Origin of the sequence: Neobacillus niacini, from assembly GCF_023715785.1 — a bacterium.
GTDB classification, from domain to species: domain Bacteria; phylum Bacillota; class Bacilli; order Bacillales; family Cytobacillaceae; genus Neobacillus; species Neobacillus niacini_E.
Genome location: NZ_JAMBOX010000028.1, coordinates 1 through 12,819, shown reverse-complemented (window position 1 = coordinate 12,819; position 12,819 = coordinate 1). Strand labels below are relative to the sequence as shown.

General features: G+C 44.1%; 12 protein-coding genes. 6 read left to right on the top strand and 6 right to left on the bottom strand.

What is annotated here, in order from left to right; genetic code table 11:
• Position 1 precedes the first annotated feature (1 nt).
• Positions 2 to 1,228 (bottom strand): MFS transporter, encoded by a 1,227-nt coding sequence (locus tag M3234_RS27355; protein WP_262307698.1) that lies wholly within the window; start codon positions 1,226 to 1,228, stop codon positions 2 to 4.
• Between the two features lie 105 nt (positions 1,229 to 1,333).
• On the opposite strand from M3234_RS27355, the gene M3234_RS27350 reads away from it, so the two are divergent.
• Positions 1,334 to 3,106 (top strand): ABC transporter substrate-binding protein, encoded by a 1,773-nt coding sequence (locus M3234_RS27350; RefSeq protein WP_262307697.1) that lies wholly within the window; start codon positions 1,334 to 1,336, stop codon positions 3,104 to 3,106.
• 439 nt (positions 3,107 to 3,545) lie between these two features.
• On the opposite strand, the gene M3234_RS27345 is transcribed toward M3234_RS27350, so the two are convergent.
• Together M3234_RS27345 and M3234_RS27340 are read right to left on the bottom strand one after the other, a co-directional pair.
• Positions 3,546 to 4,526, bottom strand: a complete 981-nt coding sequence (locus tag M3234_RS27345) for an alpha/beta fold hydrolase (protein ID WP_262307696.1) — start codon at positions 4,524 to 4,526, stop codon at positions 3,546 to 3,548.
• A 65-nt stretch (positions 4,527 to 4,591) separates the two neighbouring features.
• Positions 4,592 to 5,113, bottom strand: coding sequence for a PadR family transcriptional regulator (locus tag M3234_RS27340; protein WP_262307695.1), 522 nt, complete (start codon positions 5,111 to 5,113; stop codon positions 4,592 to 4,594).
• Between the two features lie 195 nt (positions 5,114 to 5,308).
• Between M3234_RS27340 and M3234_RS27335 the strand changes: the two genes are divergently transcribed.
• Together M3234_RS27335 and M3234_RS27330 are read left to right on the top strand one after the other, a co-directional pair.
• A complete protein-coding gene (locus tag M3234_RS27335) occupies positions 5,309 to 5,674 on the top strand; it encodes a carboxymuconolactone decarboxylase family protein (protein ID WP_262307694.1) in 366 nt (121 codons plus the stop codon).
• An 8-nt stretch (positions 5,675 to 5,682) separates the two neighbouring features.
• A complete protein-coding gene (locus M3234_RS27330; protein WP_262307693.1) occupies positions 5,683 to 5,973 on the top strand; it encodes an HNH endonuclease in 291 nt (96 codons plus the stop codon).
• 35 nt (positions 5,974 to 6,008) lie between these two features.
• Here M3234_RS27330 and M3234_RS27325 read toward each other — a convergent pair whose 3' ends face one another.
• Entirely contained in the window at positions 6,009 to 7,370 is a 1,362-nt protein-coding gene (locus tag M3234_RS27325) for a dipeptidase (RefSeq protein WP_262307692.1), read from the bottom strand.
• 135 nt (positions 7,371 to 7,505) lie between these two features.
• Between M3234_RS27325 and M3234_RS27320 the strand changes: the two genes are divergently transcribed.
• Complete coding sequence (locus tag M3234_RS27320; RefSeq protein ID WP_262307691.1) at positions 7,506 to 7,694, top strand: hypothetical protein; 189 nt, start codon at positions 7,506 to 7,508, stop codon at positions 7,692 to 7,694.
• A 65-nt stretch (positions 7,695 to 7,759) separates the two neighbouring features.
• Here the strand turns inward: M3234_RS27320 and M3234_RS27315 are convergent, their stop codons facing one another.
• Together M3234_RS27315 and M3234_RS27310 are read right to left on the bottom strand one after the other, a co-directional pair.
• Entirely contained in the window at positions 7,760 to 8,485 is a 726-nt protein-coding gene (locus M3234_RS27315) for a 3-ketoacyl-ACP reductase (RefSeq protein ID WP_262307690.1), read from the bottom strand.
• A gap of 196 nt (positions 8,486 to 8,681) precedes the next feature.
• Positions 8,682 to 10,907 carry a DEAD/DEAH box helicase gene (locus tag M3234_RS27310; protein WP_262307689.1) on the bottom strand — a complete coding sequence of 742 codons (2,226 nt, stop codon included), beginning with the start codon at positions 10,905 to 10,907 and terminating at the stop codon, positions 8,682 to 8,684.
• A 188-nt stretch (positions 10,908 to 11,095) separates the two neighbouring features.
• Here M3234_RS27310 and yedE point away from each other — a divergent pair, with 188 nt between their 5' ends.
• Positions 11,096 to 12,325 (top strand): selenium metabolism membrane protein YedE/FdhT, encoded by a 1,230-nt coding sequence (gene yedE, locus M3234_RS27305; protein WP_262307688.1) that lies wholly within the window; start codon positions 11,096 to 11,098, stop codon positions 12,323 to 12,325.
• A gap of 69 nt (positions 12,326 to 12,394) precedes the next feature.
• Entirely contained in the window at positions 12,395 to 12,574 is a 180-nt protein-coding gene (locus tag M3234_RS27300) for a sulfurtransferase TusA family protein (protein WP_301337181.1), read from the top strand.
• The last annotated feature ends 245 nt before the right edge of the window (positions 12,575 to 12,819 follow it).

The window sequence follows — 12,819 nt, the reverse complement described above, 5'->3', positions numbered from 1 at the left end:
ATTACCTTAACTTCCATAAAAATGTAGTGCGGTACACGAGAAATACAATCAGGTTTACCATGCCGGCAAGGAGAAAGATCGGAGCAGTCCCCCAACTATTCATCACCCATCCTGACGCAAAAACCGTAATTGGCATTCCTACCCTGAAAAACGTTCCGGTGATACCGCTGATCCGGCCAATCAGTTCGGGAGGCGTTTGTTCGAGCCTGAATGTATAAGCACAAACGGAGTAAAACGAGGTTGCCAAGCCGCTGACAAACAATGCTATAATCAACATATGGTAATCATTTGAAAAATACATCAACAAATAGGCTGCCATATGGAAGATTGCGGAAGCACCGAACAAGACACCAAGACCCCAAGACATCCGCAGTTTGCTTGACAACAGACTGCCTGCCATTCCGCCAATCCCGGCAGCGGCCATCACCAACGCCACTTCCGAAGAGGCAAGGCCTAGCTCCATTTTAGCAAAAATAACCACCGTGGTTTGGACAACGGTCATGGTTGAATTTAATACCATGATAAACATGGTCATCATCCATAGCGCCTTGTTTGCCTTGAAGGCATTCCAGCCCTCACGAAAATCAGCCAGGAAACCTGATTTTGCCTGACGCTGTGCTTCTGGTTGGTGCGATAACCGGGATAGAATCATAAAGCAAAGTACATACGCAAAAGCCGTCACCAACACCCCGTTATAGAAAAATGGCAGCAGCAGCATCAATCCAGAAATGACAGGTCCCATGACACTCACAAAGGTTTCAATGAACGAAAACTTGGCATTCGCCGAATTCAAATATTGTGTAGGAATATTCATTTTTACAAGCCCAATTTGGGCATTAAAATAGCCGTAATTACTAGTCATTAGTAAGAATCCAATCGCGTAATAGGGCACCAGCCATCCCGTTTCTATCTTCAACATCCAGGCCAAACACAGAAGCAGCCCTGCTTGCAAGCCAATCGCCCATAACGCAAGCCTCTTTTTATTCAGGCGATCAACAAACACGCCAATGAAAATCCCAAACAGTAAATTGGGCAATAACTCTGCGGTCCGCATCGTCGTGACGGCAACCGAAGAATTCGTCAGTTCCAATAGAATCAATGGCAGCAGCAATTCATAAATCCGGTTAGCTACACTCAGCAAAAATGTTGAACTTAGCAGAATGAGGAAGGATTGGTTCCTCCAAATACTCACAGGTTTTTTATTCACCTCAACAGATGATACCGACAAAATTCCATCCCCCTTTCAAGCTTTGTATTTATTGTAAGGTCATTTTTGGAACGTAAAAATGGAAGAAATGCAGGGGATTTATTTCAGGTTTTAGGAGTGGGAAACATGAATCGATTAATCGAGGATTACAAAGCCATTCGTGATTTTTATCAGCATCACCCTGTTCAAGCCCCCATTACCACAACAATGGAAGAACTAGCGGAGCTATGGTTTTGTACGCAGCGGAATGCAAAGCTAATTCTAACCAAATTGACGGAATCCGGCTTGGTGTCTTTTTCTCCCGGCCGCGGGCGTGGAAACAAATCGCATCTTACCTTTTTAAAATCGGTTGATGAAGCAACGTTTGTCGAGGCGATTTCCCTATTTAAAGCGGGCCGGATTACCGAGGGATTCGAGCTTGCCGCCGCTTACGGCACTCCTGCTTTAAAAAATCGCCTTTTGCAATGGCTGACTCCATTTTTTGGTTACGAAAAACAGGAAGTCAAGGATATTATCCGCCTCCCGATGTTTCGCACCTTCAATTCGATGGTTCCCTCGCAGGCTTTTTTCGACTTCGATGTCCATCTTATTAGACAGGTATATGACACGATTGTTGCCTATGATTATTCTTCTGAAACTGCGGCGGGGAAGCTCGCCCATCATTGGGAATGTAATGAGGATCAAACAGAGTGGACGTTTTTTCTTAAAAAAGGGGTCCTGTTTCACAACGGTAAGGAGCTGACGTCAGAAGACATCCATTACACGTTTTCATTGCTTTTACAGCCGGATTTTAAACAATTCTGGCTTGTTGAGAATATCCGTTTCATCGAATGTTTGGACCCGTATACAGTACAGTTCATTATGCATAAACCAAATGCATTGTTTTTGGCCTTCCTAAGCTTTCCGGTTCTCTCGATTATTCCTTCCGGAAGTGCGGGCTATATCGGAACCGGCCCTTTCATGGTTCATACCTATGATAAAAATTACTGCGTCCTCGAGGCTAATCCCCATTATTTTGAGGGCAGGCCCTTCGTCGACCGTTTTGAGATATTAAATGTACCAAAAGAATATGAAAAGGAATTACTGGAGGATAAGAGCAGCATTTTTGTCAATACAGGCGAAGGCAATTATTTTGACAGCCCATTAAAGAAACACATTGAAGGAATTTACGAAGGGAGCACCCTGTTTACCTTCAACCTGCGGAAAAAGTGGGGCCCACATCAAAGCATTCATTTTAGACAAGCTGTCAATAAACTAATTGACAGGAACAAGCTGATTGGAGACCTTGGCCCGCCAAGGATGACTCCGTCCTATAGCTTCGAAATGAGGCAATCGCTGCTTGCGACGCCCATAAACCTCGAAGATGGGGAAATCAAAACTCTGTTGCAGGTATCAGGTTATCTCGGGGAGACTCTTCATCTTTTCACCTACGACCGCCATCAAACCGATGCCGAATGGATCAAACGTGAAGCGGCTAGGTACGGTATCCAGATAGAAGTAACGATTCTCGGCTGGAGCGAAATCCTGAATCAGGAAAATATCGATCAAGCGGACTGCATTTTGTTTGAGGCTGTATGGGGCGAACAGGAGTTATCGAAACTCGAACTCTACCAATCAGGGTTTAGCTTTTTACGGCAGCATCTCGAGCAGGACACCGCGGAGTTTATTGACAGGAAAATCGTTGTCCTCCTCTCAACATCAAACGCAAAGGAACGTTCGCAGCTTTTTGCAGAAATCGAGGACCGCCTTATTGCGGAAACGGCGGCCGTCTTTTTGGTCCATAAAAACCTGGCTTCCTCCTTCGACCCATCCATTAAAGGTGTCCAGCTAAATGCCCATGGGCAGGTCGATTTTAAAAATATCTGGATTAAACCCGAGTTAACCAAACGGAGTGGTTAGTTGTTATAGAGGATTAATGAATGAACAGCATAATTATAAAAAAGGAGCTTGTCTATTGACAGCTCCTTTTTAAATCCATTCACCTAACCGTCAATCAAGTTGACTAATAATATTTTAAAATAAAACTTTCAAAATTTTTGGCGGTATTATCCATTTATTTACTGAATACGTATTACCACAATTCCAAAATGCCGGGAAGATTAAGATCATTAAAGCAGATGCTTATGAATATGCAGAAAAACACCTGGTGACGGGTAAATATAATTTTGTGTTTACGGATTTATGGCATGATGTTTCAGATGGAATCGATCTGTATCTAAAAATGAAAAAATATGAAGATTTCAGTCCGAATACTGTATTTATGTATTGGATTGAAAAGACTATTTTGTGCTATTTATAAACAGAATGAAAGAAGCAGAGTCCGTCTGCTTCTTTCATTCTATTGCCTTTTTGCTATATTCGATAATTCTTCGACATACTTGGAGCTTTCTTCAAATTGCGGCATATGACCTGATTTTTCAAACCAGATTAATTCTTTGCCTGGCGCCTGTAACACCTGGAAATATTCATGTGCTAGTTCATGTGGTGCAGAATAATCATGTTTTCCTAAGAAGAAATAGACGGGTATGTCAATGGATGCAACGATTTCTTTTAAGTTGGTTTGAAGTAATTCTTGATGCATATGCTTTACGCTAAATAGCGAGCCTCGAAAGAACCTTAATTTATCAAGCAAGCTGTATTCCGGTGCTGAAAAAATTCCTTTAAATATTTCCGTCCCCTGGCTGTTATACATTTTCCCGCCGAATTTTGCCAACCAGACTGAATATTTCCATAGTCCCTTGCTAAAATGGTGAAATGGCGGCTTTCCGATTTGTTCTAACTCGGTTATTGCTTTTTGATTTCCGAGTTCCTTGGCTCTTTTCATCGTCCAATCGTAAGATGTAATAAGATTGTCTAACAAACCTACCACTTGGGCCGTTCCGATATAGGCATGAAAATATTCTGGGTATTTTTTTGCCATTAGCACCCCTAATATCGTTCCGAACGAATGACCGTGAAGATAAAACTTTTCTTGCGGTTTATTTAACTTGTTCCTGACATATTGAATCACTTCTTCACCATCAGCAAGTAATTGGGCCAGAGTCATGTGCTCAGGCTTAACGTCCATGGAATAGGACTTTGCCGCTCCCCTTTGGTCCCAATTGACAATGGTGAAATGCTTTTCAAGCGGACCATTGAGCATATGGGAAAGATAAATTTCACTTTGGCCAGGTCCGCCATGAACCATAAGCAGAACGGGATTTTCCCGGTTTTCTCCCCGAATCATAATGGACTGCTTTACCCCGCCAATCATTACTTTTTCCATAGTTACAATACTGTTTTCTCCAGGTATTTTTCTAGTTTTGGCTAATACATTCATTTTATTTCGCTCTCCTTTTATAGTTTAATTTGAATATCCAAATTTGGATATCTGTTTAAAAAAAATTACATCAACTCAATTGCTCTTTCGAGTGTTTTTATATCGATATTCAAAATTTCTATGCTGCTTTCAAACGTTAGCAACATCAGCGGGTTGGACCCTTTTGACTCACTGGCTGCCTCTTTTCTTGCCACCCACTCGTCCCTAAGCTTAATAACATCCTTGAGATTTTGCTTAAGAATCGAAATGGCCGTATTTTTATCGAGATGGCGAATCATGGACAGCGCCAGCATAAAATCCGATTTCAAGGAATGAGGTTTCCCAGCCAGGTTTTCTTTTAACAGTTCAAAGTGACGTTCTTCTCCTTCCTTGGTGATTTTATAGATCACCCTTATCCTTGACCCCGTCCGTTCTTCTTTGAAAGGTTCAATCAATCCTTCTTTCTCTAATTTAGAGATGGAATAATAAATCGAGCCGGATAACAAGTTGGCCCAGTCATCTATTTTGCTTTCCTGGATGATCGTCTGGATTTCATACCCATGCATCGGCTTTATTTTTAACAAACCCAAAATAACCAATTCTGACATTCGATAACCTCCAATTTTATATATCCAAATTTGGATATTTTTATTTTATATTTTTAACCAAATATTGTCAACTATTATTAATACAATTTTTTATTTAAAGGAATGGCGTATGCTATGAAGCATTATGACTATTCAGGCCCTGTTTGGAAATAATAAGTTTGGATTTTAAATCACAACATAAGGAGCAGGATCAATATGGAATACCAAACAGGGAATTCTACTGAGTCAGCGTTACACCATTATAAGGAAGGGTTAGGGGCCTTTACGAAAAAAATGCCTCATCTTGCCGAGAAATTTAATGCGTTCACAGAAGCTTGCTTTCAAGAAGGAGTTTTGTCCCAAAAGCAAAAGCAGTTAATTGCGTTGGGAATTAGCTTGTATTCTCAGGATGAATATTGCATTATCTATCACACAAAAGGCTGTTTAGATCAAGGGTGTTCCGAAGAGGAAATCCTAGAAACCGTTGGTGTGACCGCTGCGTTTGGTGGAGGGGCTGCCATGAGCCAGGGTGTCACGCTTGTTCAAGAATGCATGCACGAGTTAAACCAGCTTAAACAATAATTTCTCATATGGATACATGTGAACTATGCGGACGAACTGAGGTTGAAACCACTGTCCATCACTTGCTTCCAAAGGAAATGGGCGGGACCTTCGGCGCTACGGCCAATCTCTGCATCCCGTGTCACAAGCAAATTCATGCCCTGTATACGAATGAGGAAATTGCCGCAAGACTGACAACGATCAAAGACTTACAGATGGATGAACAGCTTGCTCGTTTTATCAAATGGATCCGCAAGCAGCCTCCGACAAAACTAATGAAAATCAAAAAATCCAATGACCGTAAAGGACGGAAAAGGTAAAAAAAAGAGGGATCACTCCCTCTTTTTTCGATGAATTAAAGCCGTTCCAAAAATGAACAAATCGTCAGAATGCCTTTATCAAAGTTCTCCAAATTAAAATGTTCATTCGGAGCATGAAGGTTTTCATCCGGCAATCCGAATCCCATTAAGACAACAGGGGCATTTAGTGCCTGGTTGAAATCCGATACAATTGGAATCGAGCCGCCTTCCCGCTTGTAAACTGGCGAACGTCCATAGACTTCTTCATAGGCTTCGGCCGCTTTTTGAATCATCGGGCTGTCGATTGGCGTTAGGAATGGATTACCCGTATCTTGAAGCGTCACTTGTATCGTGCAGCCTTTTGGTGCATGTTCTTCTAGGTGCTTCTTGATCGTCTGCTGAATCTTTTCAGGATTTTGATTGTGAACGAGACGGCAGGTAATTTTGGCATGGGCCTCATTCGGAATAACCGTTTTTGTCCCTTCCCCCTGGAAGCCGCCCCACAAACCGTTTATTTCTAAGGTTGGCCGGGAGCTGATTTTTTCAGGATATGGGTAATTGTTTTCCCCTCCTGTTAACTCGGTTAACCCTAACTGTTTTTTTAGCTTTTCTTCATCAAAGCCCAGCTCTTTAATTTGTTCCTTTTCAAATTCTGTCAGTTCCTCAACATCGTCGTAAAAATGGTCCACATTTACTTTTCCATTTGCATCATGAAGGGTGGAAAGCAGTTGAATCAATAAGTGGTTGGCGTTCTGGACTCCTCCGCCGAACATGCCAGAATGCAAATCAGAATTGGCTGTTTTAAGAGTAAATTCCAGTGCACACAGGCCTCTTAACGAATAGGTGATCGCAGGAATTCCTCTGTCCCACATGTCAGAATCGGAAATCACGACCACATCACAGGCCAGCTTTTCTTTATTTTCGGCTAAGAACCCTGGAAGATGCGGGCTTCCGATTTCTTCTTCCCCTTCGATACAAAACTTGACGTTTACCGGTAATTTTTCATTTAACGCCAGCAATGTTTCCACTGCTTTGATATGTAAGAATGTCTGCCCCTTGTCGTCTGTTGCCCCTCTGGCAAAAATCTTTTCATCGCGGATGGTTGGTTCGAACGGAGGGGTTTCCCATAAGTGCACAGGGTCAACTGGCTGCACGTCATAATGACCGTATACCAAGACGGTCGGGGCATTTTCCTGATGAAGCCAGTCGGCATAAACGATCGGATGTCCTTTTGTCTGAACGATTTCCACATGCTCCATGCCGATGCTTTCTAATTTATGGGCAATCCATGAAGCTGCTTTTTGAATGTCATCTTTGTGCTCGGATAACGAACTGACGCTGGGAATTCGGAGCAACTCTTTTAATTCCTCTACATTTTGCTCATGTTTTTGTGATACAAACTGGGATAATTGACTCATGTCCTCACCTTTTCTATTTTATTTTCACTTCTTATTTTATACAAAAAAACGGAGGAATACCTACTCCAAGTATAAACTATGAAAAAAATGACCATCCTATAGCTTATAAGATAGATAGGTAGGGAGAGGAAATCTATGAGCGCGGAAGAATCATCAAAAGTAATGGCAGTAAAGAAAATGGATTTGGAAGAATGTGAACATGAGCTAAACAATCGGTACTATCCCTCGGTCGTCAGAATCGCCATGATGCGGTACATATCGGAGCTGCGACAGCAATTAGAGTTGTGCAATGGCGATGGTTTAAGCGCGGTTGAAAATGGATAATGTTGGATTATAAAGGGCCCTCCTTAAATGTGAGAGCCCTTTTTCATTGCAAAATAAGATTAAGATTAAAACGGATTCGTCGCCAGCATGCTTGCTGTTTTCACATAAATACGTGGATGCAATTTTAATTGAGAAACGATGAATTCAGCAATGTCTTCCGGCTGCATGTATTTTTCATCATTGTTTTCAGCGATTAGATTTGTTTTTACCGCTAGTTCCGTCGCCACTGTGCTCGGGGTTAGGGCGGTGACGCGGATATTATTTCTTCTGACTTCCTGCGCCAATGATTCCGTCAAACCGATGACGCCAAATTTGGATGCACTATAGGCACTGGAGGTGGCAGCCCCGTTTAATCCATTTGTAGACGAAATATTGATAATGTCGCCGCGATTTTTTTCAATTAATTGCGGAAGGACCGCACGCGTTACATAATAGGTTCCCATCAGGTTGACATCAATAATTCTCTTCCATTCTTGCGGATCCATCTCTAATAATTTGGCAAATCCTCCAATGCCGGCATTGTTAATCAGAATGTCGGCTGTTCCGATTGCTTCCGTCAGTTTTTTCACAGCTTGTTCCACATCTTCTTGGGAGGCAATATCTACCGCCGCATAAGCTGCTTTTACCCCCAAACCTTCTACTTCGCTTGCCACTTTCTTTAAATCAGCCTCTGTTCTCGCAAGCAAACCGACGTTTACGCCTTCATTTGCTAACGCCAAGGCCGCGGCCTTGCCAATGCCTTTCCCAGCACCAGTGATAAACGCTACTTTTCCTTTTAATGATTGTGCCAATTTCAACAACTCCTTCCACATCTCATTATATTATTTTAGGATAATGCTTCTAACGATATGCTCATTTTATCCGAAAAACTGCTCCCTGCGGACATTTTCGCTGGGTTTGCATCTGGTTTTGTCCGAATTCTCCCCAAATTACCATCCCCAGTTTCCCCATGATAAAACTTCAACGCGTCGAAAGGGTTCATACAAATTAAATCTGTTTCATCAAGTATTCACACACTCTTCTGGAATTCAATCTGGCCGCCACATAGGGTGGCCGGACCCCTCTAGCACCTTCGAGCGGAAGCCCAAGCCACAGCACCTTCTCTTCTAGCATCACAAACGGAAAAGGCAAACACTCATCCAGCCAGGCATCGGGTCTGCACCATTTCTTGTCAGAAATAACGGTTAATTTCACCCGCTCACCTCTGTTCCGCAGCTGCTCCTGCCAAACTTCAGGCAATTCGGTTCCCTCTGGCATGGAAATGACAATTGAAGACTTTGCCGATTTTACATCCTTAAATACCGCATCCAATTTAAGCGCATGAATCCACTTTAATTTTAGGTGCTGGTTCTGAATCCAGGAACCAATCTCCGCTGTGGTCACCGTTTGATTGTTCCTGACCTGATGACCAACGAGCTGCCTCAATGTTTTTTCTCGAAAAACTTGCTTCTCGATAAACTGTCTATCGCTGACATGAAGGAATTTCCCTTTTGTCCTGGTAATGGCCACATTGATTAGACGTTCACTGTCCCTGCCGGTTAACAGCATACCGGCGCGGGCCTGCGGGGCACTGTCAACCGTATCAAAAATCATCACATCCCGCTCACTCCCCTGGAATCGGTGGACAGTGGCCGCAATGATATCCGCAGAGCTGCATTCCTCGGCATAAATTTCCTCAAGCAGCAGCTCCATCAAATTCGCCTGGGCCCGATACGGCGTCACATACCCAATCGATTTCGCGCCGCCCAAACAGGCTTCATGTATCAATTGAAACGACAGCAGTAGCTGCCACAGGTTGAATCTTGAATTAGTCGCTTTATCATTCAAACAATGCTGGCCGGTGAAACTTGTATCCACTAGCACCGCGGCATGATTTTTAAACGGGGCCTGGCTGGCAATCACATTTCGGTTCTTATAGACACTTTCATGATCTCCCACCAGTGAATGATAGATATACCGATTGGTGAAAGCGGAAATATCCGGGTGCATTCGCCGTTGTTCTTTTAATAAAAACAGCTGGGGGTGCAGCTTCCCTTCATTCAGCGAAGCCGCCACTTCAGACTGATGGAACACATCCTCCTTCAGCCATTTGGTCACAAGCGCCTCGCGGCTGGAGGCAATTGGCGGCAATTGTTTGAAGTCCCCACAAATAATTACCCGTTTCCCTAACGAAGCAGCAAACGCCGCCTGCGGGACATAGGCCATACTGGCTTCATCAAGGATCACGATGTCATATTCCTGTTCAAAAATAGCGCTGTCACTGGCCGCCTTGGCCAGCGTCGTCCCGACAATAAAGGCCTCTCTTACTAATTGGACTTCTTTCTTGCGCACCCTTTCCAGCACCCTGGCAATCTGGGTTTCCAGCTCCAGCAGTTGGTCCGAATCCCGTTTGCTGAAGGAATGGGCCAAATCCTGCTTCAAGTTCCGCCGTTCTTCTACCAGCCGCTCCCGGTCCCGGGCAAGGAGCGGGTCTTGTTTTTCAATCAGCAGACCTGAAGTAATTTCGGCATGCCCTCCCAGATCCCCATTGTTCCCACCATAACGAAGCACATAACCATCCCGGAAACGGTTTTTCCTTTTTATAAAATCGGTCAGTTCCATCATTAAGACATCCACAGCCTGGTTGCTGTGTGACAGAATTAACACTTTTTTCTGCTGAAAATATTTGTTGGCAGCTGTTCTAGCCAAGGTGTATGTTTTCCCGGTGCCCGGCGGACCCCAGACGAATGTGACCGGATTGTATTTAGAGCGCAGCACCAATTCATGGACAGGACTCTTTATTTTTTCAACAGGATGCTTAACCTCTAAAGAAGGGTTCATCAAACGCTTCACCCGCAGCCGCTTTTGCTTGTTTTTTTTGATTTCATCCAGGCGTTGTATTAATTGTTCCAGCAGCTCCCAGGGGTCATGCAGCAAATACGCATCCGGGATCAGGTCGCCCAAGCTTTGCTCCAAGGCAACAATGACACCCTTCCCTTCGGAGGAAAGCACTCTCCCTCCACTTGCCATCTTACCCCATTCCAATTTTATTGTGGAACCGACGGGAATCCGTAACGAAATGGCCGTATCAAAATAATAGCTGTACGGGCCCTCGTTTGATAACAGTCTGCCATTTGTCACGATATAGCGGCTTCCACCAAACTTTTTCAAATGCTGAATCTCTTGCTCTAGTGCTTGCTGCCACTCATGTATATAGGTTTTGGTAGTTGTCATTGGGTTCCCCCTATATCTATTTTATAAATAGGTGAATATAGAAATCATCGATAATATGAATTGAACAATCATCCAGTAAATGCAAAAATTGATATAAAAGATATCATAAAAGTGCCTTGGAGTTTTCCAGGCATTTTTATTATGTTTTAAGCTTCAGTTTACCATTAATTAGGGGGAGGTACAGCATCATGAAGCTTTACCAAAAAATCTTCAAAGAATATTGGAATCCTTATGTCGCCATTAGTATTGCCGGACTGGTAAGCGCCTTGTACTTTGGCATTACTGCTACGGTTTGGGCCGTTACCGGCGAATTCACCAGATTGGGCGGCCATATGCTGGGCTGGTTCGGGGTCGATGTTTCAGATTGGGCCTATTTTCAGTTGGTCGGCCTTGAGGGAACGCCCGTCAGCAGAACGGACGGCTGGATTGTCATCGGCATGCTTGTTGGCGCACTCATTACGATTTTATTGAGCAACAGTTTCAAAATCCGTGTTCCTAAACAAAAACGGCGTTTGGTGCAGGGATTTGCTGGCGGCATTATTGCCGGATTCGGTGCCCGTCTTGCCCTTGGCTGTAATTTGGCAGCCTTTTTCACCGGCGTTCCGCAGTTCTCGTTTCATTCTTGGATCTTTATGGTGGCCACAGCGATTGGGACCTATTTTGGTGTGAAGGTCGTGAATACCAAATGGTGGCGGGGCAAACCGACTTTAATGAAAGGGTCGCTGAATCCTGCCGTGACCGAGCATGTGCAAAAAAGGAACATCCAGCCAATCCTCGGATTCGTTTTTGCCATACTTTATCTTGGACTTATTCTTTACTTTTTTGCAGCAGGCAAAACGCTCCTGGCAGTCGCTTGTATCGCGGGGGCATTGTTCGGGATTTTGATTGAACGCGGACAAATCTGTTTTACATCCGCTTTCCGCGATTTATGGATCAGCGGGCGTGCGGTCATGTCTAAGGCCATTGCCGTCGGAATGATGATTAGTGTCGTGATTACCTTTATCTACATTCAAAACGGCTCTGTCGCCCTTATTAAGGTGGCAGCTCCGAGCACGCTAATCGGCGGTCTATTATTCGGTTTCGGGATTGTGTTGGCCGGCGGTTGTGAAACCGGGATGATGTACCGGGCCATGGAAGGTCAATTGCTATTCTGGGTGGTCGGTGCCGGCAATATCGTCGGAGCGACGTTCCTAGCATATGGCTGGGATCATCTGGGCATCTACCATGCCCTTACGGAAAATTGGCCGAAAGTGAACTTAATCGAACTATGGGGACCAACAGGAGCCCTTCTCGGTACGATGGCCATGCTCCTTGCTTGGTTTTTACTATCAAATTGGTGGGAAAAGCGATTCCGTTACGGGAAGGGAATCAAACTGGAAAAGAAACAACGCATTTCCCATGTTACAAAGGAGGCTTAAAATATGTCACAGGTGATTGATGTTAACTACACGTTGGACATTCGCGGTGAGCCTTGACCGTACCCAGTTATCTACGCGCTGGATGCGCTTAAAACCATGAAAATGGGAGAAGTCCTGCAGGTCATCGCCGACTGCCCGCAATCGTTTCGCAGTGTTCCGGAGGAAGCCGTCAAGCATGGCTATCAGCTGTTGACAGAACCAAAAAAGGTTGCACAGGATATCTATTTTTATATTAAAGTCGTAAAATAACTTCCGCTTAAACAAGGATGTCATAATCTGACATCCTCAGGCTGTCGAGAAACTTTCGACAGCCTTTATTTTATATAACCGCTTTAACAATTCACCGCGTTAATTTGTTATAATGGTGTTAATCAAAAACTATTCGATATGTCTGTTGATTTGCGCTCCAGGCACTTCGCTTTCCGCGGGCGTGCCTGGGAGCCTCCTCGGCGCAAGCGCCTGCGGGGTCTCCCAATGCCCCGTACTCCCGCAGG